Source organism: Brevibacillus sp. Leaf182, from assembly GCF_001423865.2.
Taxonomy (GTDB): Bacteria; Bacillota; Bacilli; order Brevibacillales; family Brevibacillaceae; genus Brevibacillus; species Brevibacillus brevis_C.
The window spans coordinates 551,873-571,871 of record NZ_LMPN02000015.1 but is presented as its reverse complement, the minus strand read 5'-3'; the positions used below and the strand labels follow the sequence as shown (position 1 = coordinate 571,871).

Here is a 19,999-nt window from a genome sequence, read left to right as displayed (position 1 = left end):
ACACATAAACAGCCTGCCATGACCGTTCAACCGAAAAAACTGGGGGGAAGGGCGTTTCTTACGCCCTATCTTTTTATCTTGCCTTGGATTATCGGCTTTCTCGCTTTTACGCTGGGACCGATGTTGTTTTCGCTCGTCATGAGCTTTTTTGATTGGCCTGTCGTTGGTGAGGTTACGTTCGTCGGCTTGGACAACTACGTCAATATGTTTACGGATGATCCACTGTTTTGGCAATCACTCTGGGTCACCATTAAATTTGCGCTGTTGTTTGTACCGTTAAATTTGTTCATCGCGTTGTTTTTGGCCATGATGCTGAATCAGAAGGTAAGAGGCAGCGGCTTTTTCCGCACAGTGTTTTACTTGCCGAGCGTGATTTCTGGTGTGGCGCTGGCGATGATTTGGGCGTGGGTGTATGACGGGGAATACGGTATTTTCAACTATTTGCTCAGTCTGGTTGGGATTACAGGTCCAAATTGGCTAAACGATACGTCATGGGCACTCGTTGCCATGGTAATCGCCAGTCTGTGGGGGCAAGGCTCCATGGTATTGATTTTCCTGGCGGGGCTCAAAAGCATCCCGGAGAGCTTGTATGAAGCGGCTTCGATTGATGGGGCAGGGGCGGTGCAAAAGTTTTTCCGGATTACACTGCCGATGGTCAGCCCAACGATTTTGTTCAACCTGATTATGACGATCATTAGTGCGTTCCAGCAGTTGAGTCTAGCACTCTTGCTCACAGGAGGCGGACCGTTGCAGTCTACGTATTTCTATGCCATGTTCGCGTATGACAACGCCTTCAAATACTTCAAGATGGGATATGCTTCGGCGAACTCCTGGTTTATGTTTGTGATCATCTTGGTATTGACCTTCCTCGTATTTAAAACGTCCGGCAAATGGGTGTACTACGAGGGCGACAACCGCAGGGGAGGGGAAGAAGCTTGATACGCAAAACGATCGCTTATGCGAGCTTGATCTTTTTCTCTTTCCTGTTTCTCGCACCGTTTTACTGGATGATCTCTACTGCGCTCAAGTCAGATACTGAGATTTTGCAGTATCCACCCAAATGGATTCCGGATGTGCTGCATTGGGAGAACTTCGGGAATGCGTGGATGTCACAGCCGTTTCATCTGTATTTGGAAAACTCGTTGACGGTGACGATCCTGACTACGATTGGTCAGTTGATATCGTCTTCGCTGGTCGCGTACGGCTTTGCCCGGTTTACGTTTAAAGGGAGGGACTTTCTGTTCATGGTCGTTCTGGCCACGATGATGATTCCATGGGAAGTGACGATGATCCCGCTGTACATGGAATTCAACTACCTGGGCTGGATCAACACGCTCAAGCCATTGATTGTTCCTTCATTCTTTGGGTCAGCGTTTTATATTTTCCTTATGCGACAGTTTATTTTGACCATTCCTCGTGAGCTGGATGAAGCGGCGCGTATTGATGGTGCCGGTTCGTTTCAGATTTATGCTCGGATTATTATGCCGTTGATGATGCCTGCTTTGATTTTGGTGAGTGTATTCAACATCTTGGGCACATGGAACGACTACTTGGGTCCACTCATTTTCTTAAATGACCAAAGTCAGTACACGCTGACGCTGGGACTGGCGCAATTTAAAGGGATGTATGAAGTAGAGGCTACCGGGCTGATGGCGGTAACGTTACTGATCTCGCTTCCGCCGTTATTCCTCTTTTTCCTCGCACAACGATATATCGTAGACAATTCAGCCGGCGTTGCTATCAAGTAAGGAGGGAGCTACAGTGGGGAATCGGGCGAAATGGGAAGGCTGGGCATGGTCATTTCATCAATTTGGTGAGCGATTGTTGCGGATGGCGGCAGCGCATCTCATGTGGGTGGCGTGCACGCTCATGGGAGGCATCGTCTTTGGAATCTTCCCAGCGACAGCCGCTTTGTACGACGTACTTAGCGGCAAGTGGAAAGACCGTGGGCTTTTGTCCGCCTTCTGGCATGCTTTTCGCCACTACTTCTGGAGGAGCCAATGGCTTGGCGCAGGGATGGTGCTAACAGGGGCAATCCTGTGGGTCGATGTGGTGTTTTTCCTTCGCATGGGCACCCTGTGGGGGCTCTCGATTGCGGCCGTTTTTGCGGGGATTGGATTCTTGCATGCGGCTACTTCTTGCCACGCTTTTTCCCTGCTTGTTCGGGAGGATGCAGACGTGAAGCGGACGCTCAAGCAATCGTTTTGGCTGGTTGCGGCCTTTCCGGTGCATTCGCTCGTCACGATGGGAGGCTTGCTCCTTCTCTTGATTCTCTTGCTGGCGATTCCCGTTTTGACGATCTTGTTGGGAGCGAGCCTGCCTGTCTGGTGGATGAACGCCAGAATGAATCGTCTGCTGGAAAAGCGCGATCGTAAACGATCGACGAAGCAACCTCGAGGTGAGACATATGCAGTTTGATTTAGGAATCGTTCCTTTTAGCCGATACGGGTCGTATCTCGTACTCTCGCGACTGGGGAATACCAAACGAGCAGAAGGGCTGTATTTGCGCAATATTCGTGGAGGAGACAACCACGATGGCGCGATTTTTCGAATAGAAATGGTAGCCGATGGTGTGGCGGTTCCATTTGAGACGGAGGCTACGCCAACCTTGCTGCGTCTCTACGGAGATAAAGGCGAAGTGAAGCTGTGCATGAGCGAGCCGCAGGTGGTGCAGTTACGTGGTCAAGGCGTTGGTTTGCGACTCGTGCTGGAATCGACGGCAGCAGACTACGCGATCCAAGCAGGAGCCGGATGCTGGGAAATCAATCACTTTTCCACGGAAATTCGCTTGCGAGTGACTCCGCTTGCTGGAGCGCTGGTGGTCAACCCTACAAAGGCATCGCGTGAACAGCAAGTGAGCGTAACCTTTCTTCCCGACGAGGAAACGGGTGTACTGGAAGGCGTATTGGAGGAGTTCCACACGGTATGGAAGGAGCGCAGCTATCCTGCCTTTGCCGATGGATGGGAGCAGGTAAAAAAAGAGTACGACGAGTGGCTGGAACGGACACTCTCTGTATCTGAAGAGCATCGTGAAGGCTTGAATGAAGCACGAGAACTCGCGACGTACATCACCTGGTCTTGTGTGGTGAGACCTGAAGGCTATCTGCCGCGGTCTGCGATGTACATGTCCAAAAACTGGATGACGAATATATGGAGCTGGGATCATTGCTTCAATGCGATGGCACTGACGCGAGCAAACCTGCCGCTGGCGTGGGATCAGCTCATGATTTTTATCGACAGGCAGGACGAAAGTGGTGTCTTCCCCGATTTTATCAATGATCGGTATGCGTTGTGGAACTGCTGCAAGCCTCCGATTCACGGCTGGACGCTGCGCTGGATGCTGGATCGGAACGACGCGATTACAAACGAGATGCTGGAAGAGGTGTACGAGCCGCTTTGTCGCTGGACCGACTGGTGGTTCCGTTATCGCGATGATGATCAGGACGGGATTCCGCAGTACAATCACGGCTATGACTGCGGCTGGGACAACAGCACGATTTTCCTCGAGGGGGCACCGATTGAAAGCCCAGATTTGCCTGCGTATTTGATTCTGCAAATGGATGTGCTTGCGGATTTGGCGAAGAGACTGGGCTGTCCTGAAGAGGCAGCGAAGTGGCAGGAAAAGGCGGAAATGACGCTGCAACGCCTCCTGGAGAAGCACTGGAATGGCGAAAACTTCTTCGCGACCCACTCTGGCAGCGATCAGCCTACCCAAGGAGACAGCTTGATTCGCTATATGCCTCTCGTGCTAGGCGAAAAGCTGCCGCAGGACATCCGGGCCAAGCTGATTGCGGACTTGCAGGGGCGATTTTTGACAGAGAATGGTCTGGCTACGGAGAGTCCAACCAGCTCCTTCTACCGAGCTGATGGCTACTGGTTAGGCCCGATCTGGGCACCAGTGACGATGCTATTGGTCGATGGATTGCGGCGAGCAGGTGAAGTGGCGTTTTCTCAGGAGATTGCCAGACGTTTTTGCCGAATGGCAGCACGCAGTGGCATGGCGGAAAACTTCGATGCACTGACAGGTGATGGCTTGAGGGATCGGGCATTTACATGGACGTCCAGCGTGTTTTTGATGCTGGCGCATGAGTATGTGTGAGGTAGTTTCATAGAAAAAACAAGCGGGCATGATGGATGAAAAATCGCATCATGCTCGTTGCTTGTTTTACAGTACTTTACTGAGAAACGCTTTGGTTCTCTCATGCTGAGGGTTGTCAAAAATCTCGGCAGGCGTGCCTTCCTCTACGATGAATCCGCCATCCATGAAAATCACGCGATCGGCTACTTCACGGGCGAAGCCCATCTCATGTGTAACCACGACCATCGTCATTCCTTCTTTGGCCAAATCCTTCATCACCTGAAGAACTTCACCGACCATTTCCGGGTCGAGTGCAGAGGTAGGTTCATCGAACAGCATGATATGAGGGTCCATGGCGAGCGCACGGGTAATGGCTACACGCTGCTGTTGACCACCAGACAACCGATCTGGATACACGTCTCGCTTGTCCGCCAAATCTACTTTTTTGAGGAGTTGCAGCGCCTTTTGTTCATTTTGCTGACGCGCTGAATTTTTGACGTGCTTGGGTGCGAGCATAATGTTTTCCAAAACAGTGAGATGCGGAAAGAGATTGAACCGCTGAAACACCATGCCGACACGCTCTCGCAGCTTGTTAATGTCCACTTTGGGGGAAGTAACCTCCATGCCCTCAATGGTGATTTTGCCGGATGTCACCTCTTCCAACTGGTTCAGGCAGCGCAGAAACGTACTTTTTCCCGAGCCGGAGGGACCGATGACACAGACAACTTCGCGCTCTTCAATGGTAGTCGAGATGTCTTTTAAGACTTCCAACGAGCCAAAGCTCTTTTTCAAATTCTCTACATGAATCATTTCGCGAACCTCCTCTCAAGGGAACGGGATAGCAGACTGAGGATGTATATCATCAGGAAATAGAAGACCGCTACTACAGCCCAAATTTCGAATGAACGGAAGTTGCTAGAAATGATAATCTCACCACTGTTCATCAGTTCACGGATACCAATGACCGTTAGGAGTGAGGTGTCTTTTAGCGTCACGATGAATTGGTTGACGAAGGCAGGAATCATGCGGCGAACAGCCTGAGGCAAGATAACCAGGCGCATGGCTTTTCCGTGCGTGAGTCCGAGGGAGCGAGCTGCTTCCATCTGTCCTTTATCGATGGAGAGAATCCCTCCGCGGAAAATTTCAGCCAGGTACGCTCCGGCATTGAGGCTGAGCGCAAGAATACCTGCGGTTGTCTCTGGAATTTTGATATCAAGGACAGGCGGCAAGCCAAAATAAATAAAGAAGATTTGAACCAACAGCGGTGTGCCGCGGAGAAAGTCAACGTAAGCGGTTGCAATGCCGCGGAGTATTTTGGAGCGGCTGGTGCTCATTAAACCAAAAAGCAATCCGATTAAGAGAGCAAAAAACAGGGAAATGACCGTTATTTTTAACGTGACCACAGAGCCTTGGGCCAAGACAGGAAGAGCATCGACAATGACATCCCAACTACTGCTCATTTGGACAACTCCATTCTTTCTAAGGTGAAAAAAAGGCGCGTCTTGCGCCTTATTTTTTCGTGTTCAAGTATGTGTTGATGATTTCGTCGTATTTCCCGTTCTCTTTCAGCTTCTTCAGACCGGAGTTGAGTTTGTCTTGCAGCTCTTTGTTCCCTTTTAATACCGCGATGCCGTAGTGGTCACCATTGAGACGATCGCCTACAATTTTTAGTTTGGAAGCAGGGTCTACCGCAATTTTATAAGAGATAACCGGATAATCTTCGATGGTTACATCAGCGTTGCCGTTCTGAACCTCTTGGAACATGGAAGGGCTATCGTCGAAGTATTTGACAGTCGCTCCGTACTTTTTCCCGAGCTCATCAGCAAAGGTCGCGCCAGTCGTGCCTTTTTTGATAGCAATCGTTTTGCCAGCCAAGTCTGCCTCTCCATTGATCGTTGTGTTGTCCTCACGTACGACCAGGGAAAGACCTGCTTGATAGTAAGGTTCAGAGAAATCCAAAATTTCTTTACGCTTATCTGTGATGCTGATCCCTGCAATGGCACCGTCCAATTGCTTCGCTTGAACAGCCGGAATGATTCCTTTGAAGTCCATCGGCTTAATTTCTACCTCAAAGCCTTCTTCTTTGGCGATCGCATTGATCAGGTCGATGTCAATTCCCACGTATTTTCCGTCTTTTTCAAACTCAAAGGGTGGGTATGTTGCATCTGTACCAAACACGTACTTCGTCGCACCGGATTGCCCAGATGTCGAGGCGGCCTGATTCGTGCCAGTGCCACACGCACTTACCGTCAGTGCCAACAAACCAGAAACAACAGCAAACATTAGTTTTTTCATAAATTACCCCCAAGTATATTTATGATAGATATGATATGGACATGAATATATTAATATAGAAAAGTCTGCAAAGTCAAAAGAAACTGAAAGTAATTATTATCCATAATTGTATGATCAAGCTCTACGTGTGATAACAGAAAAGTTATTTCATACCTGCTATAATGGTAGGAAATGTATACAAGGGATGGGAAAAACGATGAAGCACGTCACCATATTGATCGCCGACGATGAAGCGGAGATTGCTGAGCTCGTTGCCTTGCATGTGAAAAAAGAAGGTTACCACACAATTATCGCAGCGGATGGAAAGGCAGCACTCCAAGCTGTACAGAACCATTCGATTGATTTGGCGATCCTCGATATCATGATGCCTGGGCTGGATGGCTATGAGGTCACCCGGCTCATTCGCGAGCAGCACAATATGCCGATCATCTTTTTGAGTGCCAAGACATCCGATCTGGATAAAATCTCGGGCTTGGTGATGGGCGCAGATGATTATATGACCAAGCCATTCAATCCAATGGAATTAGTCGCTCGTGTGAATGCCCAACTGAGGCGCTTTAAGCAGTTGAATCAACCAGCAGTAGCAGTAGCGAGTAACAAGGTCGTAGAGGCAGGTGGACTTATCATTTATCCAGAGCAGCGAACCGTGAGCCTGTACGGAGAAACGATTGAGTTAACGCCAAAAGAGTTTGATATTCTCTATCTGCTGGCCAGCTATCCAAAGAAGGTGTTTAGCGCGGATAATATTTTCCAGCAGGTGTGGGGCGAAGCGTACTATGAAGGCTGCAATACAGTCATGGTGCACATTCGCACCTTGCGAAAGAAGCTGGGAGAAGAAAAAACCAAAAACAAGTGGATTAAAACGGTCTGGGGAGTAGGGTATTCCTTTCATGGCTAAGATGATACGGAGCTTTCGGTTCCAAATGGTCAAGCTTCTGGGTCTAAGTTTGCTTCTATCTGGTTCGGTTACCTATGTGATCTTTAAAGCGCTACAGTTTTACTATCGAACACAGGTAAAGTTTGAAAGCTTGTTGACGCCGATTCGCTATTTTATGCGAGAAATAGGGGACATTTACTTCTTTCTGATTATTTTTGTTCCACTAGCCATACTGTTTTTCTTCTTGCTAACCAAACGGTATGCCGTCTACTTTCAGGAGATTTCCAGAGGAATTCATCATCTTGCAAACGGCGACTTTACCCATCATGTTCAAATACCGTCAAACGATGAGTTTGGAGATATTGCCAAGGACATCAATTTGGCGGGTGAAAAATTGCAAGAAGCCGTACAAAGAGGAGATTTTGCCGAAAGCAGCAAGGATCAGTTGGTTTTAAACCTGGCGCATGACCTGCGGACGCCGCTGACTTCTGTTTTAGGGTATTTGGACATCATTTTGCGGGACGAGCAGTTGACAATGGAACAAGCCCGACATTACACGAATATTGCTTTTACCAAGTCGCAGCGTTTGGAAAAACTGATCGATGAGCTCTTCGAAATTACGAGAATGAACTACGGCATGCTCACCATCCAACAGAATCTGATTGACCTGAGTGAATTACTCATGCAGTTAAACGAGGAGCTATATCCTTCTTTGGAAAAAAATCAGTTGGAAACCAGAATGAATGTGGCCTCACGATTGACGGTTTGCGGAGATGGCGAGCTCTTGGCACGTGTTTTCGAGAACATCATGACCAATGCCATCCGTTACGGGCACGATGGTCAGTTTGTTGATATCAACGGTTTTCTTGCGGGTGACGAGGTCGTTGTGCAGATTATCAATTATGGAAACGAAATTCCCGAGGAAGAGCTGCCGCATCTTTTTGAGATGTTTTACACGGGTGACAAGGCCCGAAGTCATCAAAACGGAAGCACAGGTCTTGGGCTGTTTATCGCCAAAAATATCGTCGAGCGCCATGAAGGGACGATTTCTGCGCAAAGCAATTTGATCCGCACCGTTTTTGAAATACGCTTACCTTACGAACAGACTACCTCACTTTAAAAAAATTTAAGGATTACCCCACTTTTTCTTTTAACAGTTTTTCTTATCCTGATCGGGTGACGAGCCAGGGTGGAACCTGTAATAGAAAAAGTGGGGTTTTTTGATTGGCTAAGAATGATCGGGGTTTAAAGTTTTTGGGGAGGTAAGGAATATGAAAAAACGTTTGTGGATCTGGCTGGGTGTGGGCGTGCTTGTGGCCGGGTTCGGCGGCTATGCAGCTTCTTCGGGAGAAAAGAAGAATGGTATTCCTGTCATGTTATCAACGGTGGTAACGGCCGACTTGGAAAGCACGATTTTGACGTCGGGCTTGGTCAAAGTACGAAATGAACATACATTGTTCGCCAACTATGCAGGCGATCTGCGGAATTTCTCCATCAAGGAGGGAGACAAAGTGACGAAAGGGCAGGTGATTGGCAATATCGACATGTCCGATGTCAGCAATGAAATCATGGATATCGAGGCGCAAATCACCATTCAGGAAGCGAATATCGCAAGGCTCTCCAAAGGTGTGGAGCCTGAGGAAGTCACGAAAATGCAGGAGCAGCTTGCCCAGCATGAACGCGAGTACCAAACGGCATTAAAAGATTACCAGCGAACGCAATCGCTGTTTACCGCAGGCGTGTCAACCCAACAGGCTGTAGAGGAGGCGAAGCAAAAGCTGCAAACAGCGGAATCAAGCGTGAAGGTCGCAAAGCAAGATCTACTTTTGAAGCAAAAAGGGCCAGACAAGGCAGAGATTCGCTCCTACGAGGCGCAAATTCAAAAGCTGAATTTGGAAAAAGCAAAATATGAAAAGCAACGTGTGCAAAGCAGCATCGTGTCTCCGATTGACGGGACGGTGCTCTCCATGAAGGTGAAACAAGGGAAGTACCTAAGTAAAGGCGAGGAAATTCTCACGGTTGGAGATACCAATGATGTTATGGTCGAAGCAGGAGTCGGAGAATCTGACTTGCGTAAAATCAAAATCGGACAGGATGCGGTGGTCTCAGGCATTTCCTTAGGCGGAGAACAGTTGCAAGGTAAGGTGTCGCGCATATCTCCTATAGCTGTAACCAGCAAAGAGCCGGGTGGGGAGAGTACGGGAGTGCCGGTCGCTGTCAATCTGAATGAGACGAGGGAGTATTTGAAGCCAGGTTTTCACGTGGATGTGAACATCGTTCTGCAAAAAGCAGCAAACGCCATGCAGGTTCCCATTGAGGCAGTCGTGACGGATCAAGATGGATCTTCCTTTGTCTGGGTAGTGGAAAATGGCAGGGCCAAGAAGAAAAAAGTGACGACTGGAATTGAAAGTGAATTGTTTATCCAAATTGAAAGCGGATTGGATGGCAGTGAAGAATTGGTAGCGAATCCACCGGAAACCTTACAAGAAAATGAAGCGGTCTTCCAAGCATCTCCCGAAGAGTTTGCGGGGTAAAGGAGGATAATATGCTGAACATTGAGGGGTTAACCAAACAGTACAAGACGGATGAGCTGGAGCTGTTCGCTTTGCAAAATGTCAATATCCACGTGGCTCAAGGTGAATTCGTGGCGATCGTGGGACCTTCTGGTTCCGGAAAATCGACGTTTATGAACATGCTGGGTTGTCTGGATCGGCCAACCTCCGGATCGTATGTCTTGGATGGAATTGATGTTACGCAGTTGAAGGATAGTGGGCTGGCGCAGGTGCGCAATCAAAAAATCGGCTTTGTCTTTCAATCGTTTCATTTGTTGCCACGTGCTACTTCGCTGCGAAACGTAGAGTTGCCGATGATGTATGCGGGCGTAGGCATGACAGAACGCAAAAAAAGAGCGAAAGCGGCGTTGCAGCGTGTCGGACTTGCCCAGCGGATGGATCATAAACCAACGCAACTGTCCGGCGGTCAAAGACAGCGGGTAGCTATCGCCAGAGCGTTGGTAAACCAGCCAGCCATTTTACTTGCTGACGAGCCGACAGGGAATCTGGACAGTCGTTCCAGCATCGAGATCATGGCGATTTTTCAGGAGTTGCATGCGCAAGGGGTAACGATTCTGCTCGTCACGCACGAGGCGGATATCGCTCAGCATGCCGAGCGCGTCATTACGTTTCGAGATGGTCATATCATCCGAGATGAGCGAGTGGAGAAGCGCTTGTTTGCTACTCCGTCCGAGGAGGTGATCCTCACGTGAATTTACTCGAAAGCTTTCGTACGGCTCTGGAAGGGATTGGGACAAATAAGCTCCGAGCTACCTTGACGATGTCTGGGATCATCATCGGAATCATGTCTGTTATTGCCGTGATTACACTAGGAAACGGCAGTCAACAGGCCTATACCGATCAATTGGAGAAGCTGGGTGCTACTAATTTCAGCGTTACTATTTGGTGGGACCAAGGAAGCAAGCTTTCTGATTTGACAGTGGAGGATGCTTATGCACTTCCCCAACAATCGCCCTACATTGAAGAGGCCGTGCCGTTCACAAATCTTTATGGAACGATTCGTGGCCCGAAAAAGGGGAAGGACGCAAGTATACAAGGAACAAATGAGGATCTGTTAAAGGTTCAACCCAACTTGAAAATAGTTGCAGGCAGATATTTTACTGCGAAGGAAGTAAGAGAGGGAAAGCCGGTTATCGTTTTAACCGAAAAATTAGCAGCAGGGCTTTTCGGACGTGAAGACCCAATTGGCAAGCGTTTGACTTTCAAATCAGCATCAGTCATCGTTATTGGCGTGGTAAGTGAAGCCAAGCTGATGATTGACGCTGGTCGATCCGAGGGTGCCTATATGCCGATTACTTTTCTGCACAATATGGACGGGTACAAGTACGTTCATACGATAACCGTAAAAGCCAAGTCGAAGGAAACGATGGAAGCAGCCAAGAGGCAGACAGAGAAGTACTTAAACCGCAGGCACGATCGCGAAAACTACTACCAAATCGATAGTATTGAGAACGCACTGGGGGAGATGGATTCCTTTTCCGGTACGCTCACCACGATCTTTAGTGTCGCAGCCGGGATTGCGTTATTTGTCGGTGGGATTGGCGTCATGAACATCATGCTCGTATCTGTCACGGAGCGGACGCGGGAAATCGGCATTCGCAAAGCGTTAGGGGCGCGTTACGGAGATATTATGCTGCAGTTTTTGATCGAATCGATGATTGTCTGTCTGATTGGTGGAACGATTGGCGTGCTGCTCGGCATCGGGACAGCCATGTTTGCCTCGCAATATGTCGAAGTACCGCCGCTACTATCGTGGGAAAGTATCGTAATCGCTTTTGGGTTTTCCAGTGCCATCGGTATTTTCTTTGGGCTCTACCCGGCTCATAAGGCAGCCAGGCTCCATCCGATTGATGCGTTGCGATATGAGTGAGGAACGAAAAAGAAATGACTAGCAGATATCGCTGCTAGTCATTTTTCTAACGTATAGGAATTTATAAAATAAATTCCGGAGCGCATGGAAACTTTCCGCTAAAACGCGGTCGCTCCTCCTTGTAAAGGCCTCGATAGAGGTTTTCTTATTAGTCCCGAACTGATTGTAATGCCGTTGACCAACTAATCACCTGATTCAACATGTCGTTTACATGTGGGATGTGCAATTCGGATGGTTTAAAGACCGTGTAATTTTCAAAATCCGTAAATAGATTGAAGGCAGGTTGTGTACGCACGTCGGCAACCTGCAATTCCCCCAGGATTCCACGTAAGTGCTCTGCTGCACGAGTTCCGCCTGATGAACCATAGCTGACGATACCGGCCGCTTTGTTGTACCATTCCTTGCGGGCGAGGTCGAGTGCGTTTTTTAATACCCCCGTGATGCTGTGGTTGTATTCGGCGGTAACGAATACGAATCCATCCAGGCTGGATAGCTTTGCCGCCCAGGCGGCTACCTGTTGCTCACCACTCGGATCGCCAAAGAACGGTAAGTGAAAGTCCGCGATATCAACGATTTCATACGCTGCATCTCCTCGTTGATCGGCAACTCCTTTGAGCCACGCACCTACTTGGGGACTGACTCGGCCTGGGCGAGAGCTGCCCAGAATAATCCCGATTTTTAAGCTAGAAGTACTCATCGTTCGTTCCTCCTTATGCGGCTTAGTTTAATGGTAGTTCCTTGGATCAAACATTATGCTTAAAAAAATGCGACAACTGTAAAGCGCAGTTGCGGCCTCGGAGTCTTATGAGTAATGAAGGGAAAGAAAGTTCCAGTAAAATAAATAGCCAGTATACAGGATGGAGAGTACCGCTGCTGCGCTATTCGTTACCTTCCAGCGATCGCGCTCCTTAGCTGTTCCGATTCGCAGTAGCAAATAAGCGGCGAGGGTCAACGAAACGATCGGCAGGGATGCGACAACCACTTGGTAGAAGGCCGGGTAGCCATAGACAAGCTCTGCGTTTGCATAGGTGAATTGGATGATAAAAAATAAGCTATGAAGCAGAGCCATGATCGGAACGATCTTCGAAATGGCGTACGATTGTTTGCGCCATTTGCGCAGCCCGAAACGAGCGAGCCAGACGAGCGGAAGAAGGATGAACACGATTCCGGGAATCACATACAGAACCAGGAGAACAGGCGGACTTTCGATGAAGGAGATACGAGGGAGTGAAAAGTTCATCGGTCCTGTCATATAAAATGTCCCTTGTTCCTCGTGAAAATATAGCTGTTCCTCGCCGCCGATCTCTTGAAAGAAATGATCGTCTACCTGCACAAACTTTTTCTCAAGGGATTGCTGTCCTTCATTCTGGAATAAACCAGTCACGGATATCGTCTGCCCATCCAATGCCTTCACTGTGTAAGGGTAGCTACTGAGCAGCCGAAGCCCTTTGCCCCAGCCATTCTCGGGCGTCAGGGTAAGCAGATATTGACCCTCCAGCTTTTTCATTTCGTCTATGGTTCCAGCAACAGGAGTTAGGGGCTTGCGGACTTGCTCTGTCAGTAGCTTGTCTGTAAACGCGTTCACGATCTTGCTGTGCAGCTCCAAGCCCGGATGCGTGGCGTTCACCGTAACAAAGATGCCGATTGATTCTGAGGGAATCAGCACCATTTTCGAGATAAAGCCATCAATCCCACCGTTTGCCCAAAGGGTAGGAATGCCGTTTTTCGTCTCTCCTTTAAAAAAGCCGTAGCCAATTCCATGCATGCGTTTATGGGCCGCGAATTGCTGGGCATGCATAAGCTGGACAGTTTCTGGTCTCAGCAGAGATGTGCCGTTATAGCTGCCGTCTGAAAGATGGGCGATCATATAGGGGGCAAAGTCGACTGGTGTCATATTAGCGGCACCACTCCCTGGAAAAATAATTCCCGAATAAGGAATTGTTTGATAGCCGTTTCCGTCGTAATAATAGCTTTTAGCCAGCTTGCTCCTGTCTTGTGGGAGATACAATTCGGCGGAATCCATACCTAGCGGGCGGAAGATATTCTCCCGCATATAGTCATGCAAAGATTGACCGGAAACTTGTTCGATTACACTCCCTAACAATCCGGTGCCCGCATTACTGTATTGAAATTTGCTGCCTGGCGTGAAAATCGTCTTTTGCATCTGAAGCGTTTCATTTACGGCCTCGGTCGAGAATTCCGGTATCACACTCTGGCGGTTGTCTCTTTTATAAATCTTTTCATCTATGCCGGCTGTATGTGTGAGCAGGTGGTGGAGTGTGATCGGGCCGTAACGATTATTGGTGATTTTGTAGTCTTTTAGGACGGTATTCAAATCTTCGCGTAAGGAAAGCTTGCCTTTTTCCACGAGCTGCATCGCTGCAGTAGCGGTAAACGACTTGGTCACGGAACCAATTCGAAACACCGTACGCTCAGGATCAACGGGGATTTGCTGCTCGACGTCGGCAAAACCATAGCCTTTTTTAAAAATGATGCGATCTCCCTGGGTAATGACAATGGCTGCACCAGGGATATGCAAGTTGTTCATTTCCTTTTTCATGAGGGGATCAACTACTTGTTCGATGGAAGGAGGAGTAGTAAGCGGCGAGCGAGCATTGGCCACAGATAGGGGCTGTATCAGCATGAGGCAGGATACGAGCAAAACGGCAAACCATTTTCGTAGAGCAAATAATGTCATGTTTCATCACCTTTCGCGTTTTGCGTCAGTCAATTGTTGTAAGCCAGCGACAGGGATGAGTATAGGACGATGAGTGTCACGGTGAGAAGTAACAGAATGTCATTGCTTATCGTGATAGTAGCTGGGCGTCATCTGGGAATATAATGGAGAGAAAGTTTGGGTGTAGATGAGGTGTGCCAATTGCTTGCATTTGTTAAACGATGGTTATGGGTCGACTGGATGATCTTCACCATCCACTTTATGTGGGGGGTGACGATTTTCCTCGGCCTTGTCCGATATCAAGATCAATTGCCTTATCCGCTAGTGGTTACATTGATCGTTTGGTTATTGGTGCTTGTCGTCCCCAGTTGTTTGCGTCGATACTCTCGTAACCTATATTTGTTCGCTGAGATTATTTTGAGTGGAGGCTTGTGTATTGCCTTGAACTTCTTTTTTGAGGGAGTAAGATGGCAGTTTATCCCCATCGCTTTTCTCATCGGATATCACAGTGCGGAACGATCTTATCGCTGGACGGGACCATTGGCGATTTTGGCGATTCCGTTTCTTGTGTCCGAGGCAATTGGGTTTGATTTCGAGCCTATAGCCGAAAGTGATCTAATTGTGTACCATTTCGCGGCATATGCACTTGGTTTTGCCTTTCAATTGCTTAGCCGTATGCACAAGCAGAGCCTGATTATTCAAAACCAGAACCAGATATTGGAGCAATACGCTTCCCGGGTGGAGGAAATCACTCTGCTGGAAGAACGAAACAAAATGTCCCGAGAGCTGCATGACACGATCGGACACACGATGACATCGCTCATTATGGGGCTGGAGATGCTTCGGTCTAAAATACCGGATGCGGAGGCTAGCCGGCTGGACATGCTTTTGCAGATGGCCCGACAAGGTTTGGACGAGTCCAGAGGGATTTTCCACAAATGGGCTCAGAATGGCTATGAATCTGCTACGACCATGGAGTCCGCCTTCGTTGAATTGATCGGGCAATTTCAGGTGGCTACAGGGGTGTCCGTCAAGCTGCGTATGTACGGCGCTAAGTATGCGTTGAGCCGTTCCATGAAGCTGACTTTGTACCGCTGCCTGCAAGAAACACTGACCAATGCTGTGCGCCACGGAAAAGCATCACAAATTCAAGTGGGGCTATACTTTGAAGAAGCCCAGATTCGGTTGCAGGTTGAAGATAATGGGGAAGGAAATGGGACGATCGAATTCGGATTTGGTTTGCACTCGATGAAGGAAAGGCTGGAAGCACTTCAGGGACGATTATCGATCCATTGTATGGACGAGGGAGGTGTGACGGTCATTTGTAGTCTGCCAGCTATGCAGGCTGTACCAAGTGCAGGCATACGTATCTTGATCGTCGATGATCAGCCCTTTGTGAGGGAAGGTTTGCAGCTTGTTTTACAGAATCAGCAAGATTTGCAAGTTGTCGGGGTCGCAGAGAACGGCTTGATAGCACTGGACATCATTCCAAAAGAAAAGCCCGACGTCGTACTTTTGGACGTTCAAATGCCTGTCATGGACGGGGCGAAGACTTTACAAGCGATACGTGAGCGGTGGCCAGACATGCGTGTCATTATGTTGACGACCTTCGAAGAAACAGCCCTTGCGACGGAAACGCTAGGGAGTGGCGCGAATGGCTACTTGTTAAAATCGGTTAGTCCGGTTGAGCTCGTAGAGGCGATACGAGTTGTTCATCAAGGAGAAGCGTTGATTAACCATAAGATTGCTGATGTCCTTTTTAAAGAAATGCGCTTGCAGCAAGAAGAGCTGAATGGACTTCGCCAAAAGCAAGGACGCGAGTGTCCCTATGGGTTGACGGAACGGGAAAGAGGCATACTTGCCTCGTTAGTAGAGGGGGTTCGCATGAAAACAATCGCAGAGAAAATCTTTCTTTCTGAAGGAACAGTACGCAATTGTACCACAGTGATTTATGCAAAACTGGGTGTTAAGAATCGCGAAGAGGCCGTTAAAAAAGCACGGGACGAAGGGCTTACTGGTTAGGCCAGGTTTTCAGGCTAGTTTATGATAGAATGGACAGTATCGAATGGAGGTTATTCAAAGATGAGTCAATTGCCAAATTGCCCAAAATGTCATTCAGAATACACGTACGAAGACGGAAGCTCCTTGGTATGCCCGGAATGCAGCCATGAGTGGACGCTCCAAGCAGGCAACGATAACGGTGAAGATAACAAGGTCATCAAGGATGCGAATGGAAATGTCCTTAACGATGGCGACACAGTAACGGTCATTAAAGACCTCAAGGTAAAAGGAACTTCATTAGTTGTAAAAATAGGAACAAAGGTAAAAAACATTCGCCTGATTGATGGGGACCATGATATTGATTGTAAAATCGATGGTTTTGGCGCGATGAAGTTAAAATCGGAATTTGTGAAAAAGGTGTAATGGACGAGAAAAAGCTGACTGCATGGTAGAGTGCAGTCAGCTTTTTTCATAATAGCAAGGCCTCGTTAAGTAAGACGATGAATGGACCAGACGATACCCTCGCCGCTTCCACCTAAGTTGAGGTTGATGGTCAATCCATTGGCAACATAGAACAAACCGAGTGTATCATCTGCATTGAGTTGAACGTCACCCGCGAGTGTGACGGTTCCTGTCCCCAGAATGGTTCTTAATGTGAGTACGAGCGCAATGTTTACGTTGAGAACAGGGAAATCACCGATAATGAGACTTGTCGCAGTAGGGGTAAGTCTCCGTACTTCAAATGCAGGGGTGATTGCCGGGTCTAAACTACCGGTAATGGCTGCGCTTGTTTCATAGTTAATGGTTGCTTTGATGGCGTAAGTTCCAGTCGCTGGTACTGTGTAAGTGCCAGTCACAGGGTTGAAACTTGGATTACTATAGTAGGGGCTCGCTGTTGACCAGTTAACTAATTGGGAAGATGCGCTAAGGGTTACCGTTGATAAGAAGGCGGAGAAGTTTTCAGTGGTGAAAGCAGGTCCAGTTGCGCCTGTTGCCCCGGTAGCGCCAGTTTCTCCGGTGGCACCCGTAGCTCCAGTAATCCCCGTCGCACCTGTCGTGCCCGTAGCTCCAGTAATACCAACGCCCGTGGCCCCTGTTGCGCCCGTAGCTCCAGTAATCCCAACGCCCGTGGCCCCTGTTGCGCCCGTAGCTCCAGTAGTACCAACGCCAGTCGGCCCTGTGGCCCCCGTATCCCCCGTTATGCCAACTGTGCTGCTGGATGGAACAGACAGGATATTGTCCAGTTTCGATTGCAATAGCATTTCTTTTTTCGTAACGTCTTGCAAGGTTTGGCGTACACTTGCATTCACCAGAAGAAGATCACTTAACGAAGCAGGAACAGTCAAGCCTGGTAGTGTACCAATGGCATATTGCAATTTTTCTGCTTCTGCATTAATAATATGCCCGAGGCTGAGCTCTTCGATGGCGATGGAAGTAAGGAGGAGATTGATAGCATCGTCTCTCGTTACAGTAATGGTGGGAGTAATATTGGGAATATTGGCTTGAGACATGGCATTCATCCTTCCTGTTACATTCAAAAACTTATTACTATGTTATGAGGTCTTATCTGTGCGCGTGCCTGGCTGTATAGAAACAGAAAAAAGCCAATCCGATTTCCAGTTTGGCTTTTGTGTTAACCGGTAAGCACCGTGCTCATCAAAAAATAGACCACCATTGCCATTGCATATGGCATTGATACATTCACCCACAGGGTGGGTAACTTTTTCATGATCACGAGAGGAGTCAGGTCAGAGACTCAAAATACCTTTTATTGTAAAGAATGCTAGGGTGAGTTGGGTTATAAGAGTAGGCAATATCATTGTGGTGACGTGATTTCTCGTTATCCCCCATTTGAGAATAGCACAAGCAGAGTTGCAGATGAGGTAGCCAGGTCCATGAAACGTGGTCGATGTGTGCGAGCTTTTCAGCAGGTTGCTCTACTTTTGTTGCGAGATCATACCAAAAAATCGCCAGCGGCCAATTTTTATCTTCGACGTGAAAGGCTCCGATCTGACAGCACGCTTCCGCTCGTGGGCGATCGTAGTTGAACGTACGATAGAGCGACGACAGAACATTTTGTCTCTCGTATAGATGGGAATAGCAACTCGCCAACTTCAAGCAAGCGTTAATGTTGTCCTCTACCCAGCCTTGTTGGGTGTTCAGGAACTTCGTGTAAAAAGTAATGGCCTCCTCATGATACTGATTGTCGCGTAATTCATTCGCATAATAGTACAAGTCCCGTGGAGAGAATTCTTCCCCTTTGGCATCCCTGCGTCGATAGATTTGCAGATTGCGGTCCGTGTATGCCTTCTGCTTGTTATGCGTGATGGATATGTCAGTGTTGATGACGTTTCCGCTTACTTCCAAATACTCATGAACAGGTCCGATCCAGCGAAAACCGCGGTCGCGTTTTACGAGGCGATTGCGGCGAATGCTGTATGCCACATTCCCATTGCTGTCTACAGAAAGGTTGTAGTTCATCGTGACACTGTCGATGCTGTAATTCAACGTAAACTTCAACTCGCGGAAGAGCTGACGATCTTTCTCCAGAAGGATATCGTCTGCATCCAGCCACAAAATATAGGGGCATGTTGCCTTGCTGAACGCATAGTTGCGTGCGGCTGAAAAATCATCAATCCACTCGAAATCATAAAGGGTGCAGCCATAGTTGGACGCAATTTCTTTCGTGCGGTCTGTTGAACCCGTGTCGACGATAATGATTTCATCGACGAGATCCGCAACGGTGGAGAGGCAACGCTCCAGAGCGTCTTCTTCATTTTTGACGATCATGCATAAGCTGATGGAAATCTGACTCGTTTTCCCCGCTGTCATACCATTTTTTTTGCGATACTCACTTACTCCTGCCAGATCCGACTGACGGTAGATGTGGTACCCAGGAAGATGCGTATCCACATGTAAAGAAAAGCCCATAGCTACAGCCCGAACGCAAAAATGCCGATCTTCTCCCCAGAACGACAAGTTCGCTATTCGTTTAAAGCTGACGCCTGCCTCCAAGACCTTTCGATGGATTAACGTGCATGCACCGAGGCCGCCTACCTCATACACACCCGGTTTACGCAGCATTTCTAAAAAGTTTTGGTTCTCCGCTGATTCAGTTGCGCCTTCGCGTGTCAACGTGTATTGGTCCATCAGCCAAACCTGAGGAAGCTCAATCGTATCAGGCTGCCAACGTGTCCAGTAAATGTTGGAGATAATATCTTTATTGGCTTGAAGCAATTGTTGCAGGGTGTGAGGGTGTAAAACGAGATCGGAATCGATCAAAAACAAATAATCGAAACCCTCTTTGAGCGCATAGGAGATAATCGAATCTTTCATTTGCGCTACTTTCCAAATATTTCGTTCCGTCCAATAATGCGTCATTTCATTTCGGACATACGTGTCATCGTCTATGTTTTTGAGGATGACGGTTCGTTTGTTCTCCTTCTCGAAATCAGCCAAGAGTGTACTGGATAGTGGGTCTTTGTTATCGTCAATGAACATGTAATGAACCAGTTCGTTTTTGGTAGTCAGCTCCGTGAGGGATTGAAGGAATTCCTCCAAAATGATCGGGAATTGTTGAATGGGACTACCGATTAAAATACGTCTTTTACCCATGGTATACCCCCAT

Annotated in this window: 18 protein-coding genes; 11 read left to right on the top strand and 7 right to left on the bottom strand. The window is 48.2% G+C overall.

The annotated features are described in order from the left end of the window. Positions 1-18: 18 nt before the first annotated feature. From ASG16_RS05500 to ASG16_RS05485, 4 genes are read left to right on the top strand one after another with little or no spacing between them, the layout of a single operon-like run. Positions 19-939 carry a carbohydrate ABC transporter permease gene (locus ASG16_RS05500; protein ID WP_056489307.1) on the top strand — a complete coding sequence of 307 codons (921 nt, stop codon included), beginning with the start codon at positions 19-21 and terminating at the stop codon, positions 937-939. After that, on the top strand, positions 936-1,748 hold the full coding sequence (locus tag ASG16_RS05495) for a carbohydrate ABC transporter permease (protein ID WP_082517199.1): 813 nt from the start codon (positions 936-938) through the stop codon (positions 1,746-1,748). Before ASG16_RS05500 ends, ASG16_RS05495 begins: the two co-directional genes overlap by 4 nt. 13 nt (positions 1,749-1,761) lie before the next feature. Continuing rightward, positions 1,762-2,418 (top strand): YesL family protein, encoded by a 657-nt coding sequence (locus ASG16_RS05490; RefSeq protein ID WP_056488948.1) that lies wholly within the window; start codon positions 1,762-1,764, stop codon positions 2,416-2,418. Next, positions 2,408-4,099 (top strand): amylo-alpha-1,6-glucosidase, encoded by a 1,692-nt coding sequence (locus ASG16_RS05485; protein WP_056488950.1) that lies wholly within the window; start codon positions 2,408-2,410, stop codon positions 4,097-4,099. Before ASG16_RS05490 ends, ASG16_RS05485 begins: the two co-directional genes overlap by 11 nt. Before the next feature lie 66 nt (positions 4,100-4,165). On the opposite strand, the gene ASG16_RS05480 is transcribed toward ASG16_RS05485, so the two are convergent. From ASG16_RS05480 to ASG16_RS05470, 3 genes are read right to left on the bottom strand one after another with little or no spacing between them, the layout of a single operon-like run. Further along, a complete protein-coding gene (locus tag ASG16_RS05480) occupies positions 4,166-4,888 on the bottom strand; it encodes an amino acid ABC transporter ATP-binding protein (RefSeq protein ID WP_056488952.1) in 723 nt (240 codons plus the stop codon). Beyond that, entirely contained in the window at positions 4,885-5,538 is a 654-nt protein-coding gene (locus ASG16_RS05475) for an amino acid ABC transporter permease (protein ID WP_007720310.1), read from the bottom strand. The genes ASG16_RS05480 and ASG16_RS05475 overlap by 4 nt, the downstream gene beginning before the upstream one ends. Positions 5,539-5,587: 49 nt before the next feature. Continuing rightward, a complete protein-coding gene (locus ASG16_RS05470) occupies positions 5,588-6,373 on the bottom strand; it encodes a transporter substrate-binding domain-containing protein (protein WP_056488953.1) in 786 nt (261 codons plus the stop codon). A 196-nt stretch (positions 6,374-6,569) separates the two neighbouring features. Between ASG16_RS05470 and ASG16_RS05465 the strand changes: the two genes are divergently transcribed. From ASG16_RS05465 to ASG16_RS05445, 5 genes are all read left to right on the top strand, one after another. After that, positions 6,570-7,271: a response regulator transcription factor gene (locus ASG16_RS05465; protein WP_056489312.1), complete on the top strand. Its 702-nt coding sequence runs from the start codon at positions 6,570-6,572 to the stop codon at positions 7,269-7,271. Next, the gene (locus ASG16_RS05460; protein ID WP_056488955.1) at positions 7,264-8,370 is read left to right on the top strand and encodes a sensor histidine kinase; all 1,107 of its coding nucleotides are present in this window, start codon (positions 7,264-7,266) and stop codon (positions 8,368-8,370) included. The genes ASG16_RS05465 and ASG16_RS05460 overlap by 8 nt, the downstream gene beginning before the upstream one ends. A 151-nt stretch (positions 8,371-8,521) precedes the next feature. After that, the gene (locus ASG16_RS05455; RefSeq protein ID WP_056488957.1) at positions 8,522-9,784 is read left to right on the top strand and encodes an efflux RND transporter periplasmic adaptor subunit; all 1,263 of its coding nucleotides are present in this window, start codon (positions 8,522-8,524) and stop codon (positions 9,782-9,784) included. A gap of 11 nt (positions 9,785-9,795) precedes the next feature. After that, positions 9,796-10,515, top strand: coding sequence for an ABC transporter ATP-binding protein (locus ASG16_RS05450; protein ID WP_056488960.1), 720 nt, complete (start codon positions 9,796-9,798; stop codon positions 10,513-10,515). Then, entirely contained in the window at positions 10,512-11,693 is a 1,182-nt protein-coding gene (locus ASG16_RS05445; RefSeq protein WP_056488961.1) for an ABC transporter permease, read from the top strand. Before ASG16_RS05450 ends, ASG16_RS05445 begins: the two co-directional genes overlap by 4 nt. 148 nt (positions 11,694-11,841) lie before the next feature. Here ASG16_RS05445 and ASG16_RS05440 read toward each other — a convergent pair whose 3' ends face one another. Continuing rightward, the gene (locus ASG16_RS05440; RefSeq protein WP_048035380.1) at positions 11,842-12,390 is read right to left on the bottom strand and encodes an NADPH-dependent FMN reductase; all 549 of its coding nucleotides are present in this window, start codon (positions 12,388-12,390) and stop codon (positions 11,842-11,844) included. A 105-nt stretch (positions 12,391-12,495) separates the two neighbouring features. Continuing rightward, positions 12,496-14,391 carry a serine hydrolase domain-containing protein gene (locus tag ASG16_RS05435; RefSeq protein WP_056488963.1) on the bottom strand — a complete coding sequence of 632 codons (1,896 nt, stop codon included), beginning with the start codon at positions 14,389-14,391 and terminating at the stop codon, positions 12,496-12,498. Positions 14,392-14,562: 171 nt separating this feature from the next. On the opposite strand from ASG16_RS05435, the gene ASG16_RS05430 reads away from it, so the two are divergent. After that, positions 14,563-16,392 (top strand): helix-turn-helix transcriptional regulator, encoded by a 1,830-nt coding sequence (locus ASG16_RS05430; RefSeq protein WP_241970699.1) that lies wholly within the window; start codon positions 14,563-14,565, stop codon positions 16,390-16,392. A 60-nt stretch (positions 16,393-16,452) separates the two neighbouring features. Beyond that, on the top strand, positions 16,453-16,794 hold the full coding sequence (locus tag ASG16_RS05425) for a zinc ribbon domain-containing protein YjdM (protein ID WP_007720328.1): 342 nt from the start codon (positions 16,453-16,455) through the stop codon (positions 16,792-16,794). Positions 16,795-16,859: 65 nt separating this feature from the next. On the opposite strand, the gene ASG16_RS05420 is transcribed toward ASG16_RS05425, so the two are convergent. Further along, entirely contained in the window at positions 16,860-17,882 is a 1,023-nt protein-coding gene (locus ASG16_RS05420) for an alpha-helical endospore appendage domain-containing protein (protein ID WP_056488966.1), read from the bottom strand. A 232-nt stretch (positions 17,883-18,114) separates the two neighbouring features. Further along, positions 18,115-19,986: a glycosyltransferase gene (locus ASG16_RS05415; protein WP_056488968.1), complete on the bottom strand. Its 1,872-nt coding sequence runs from the start codon at positions 19,984-19,986 to the stop codon at positions 18,115-18,117. Positions 19,987-19,999: the final 13 nt, after the last annotated feature.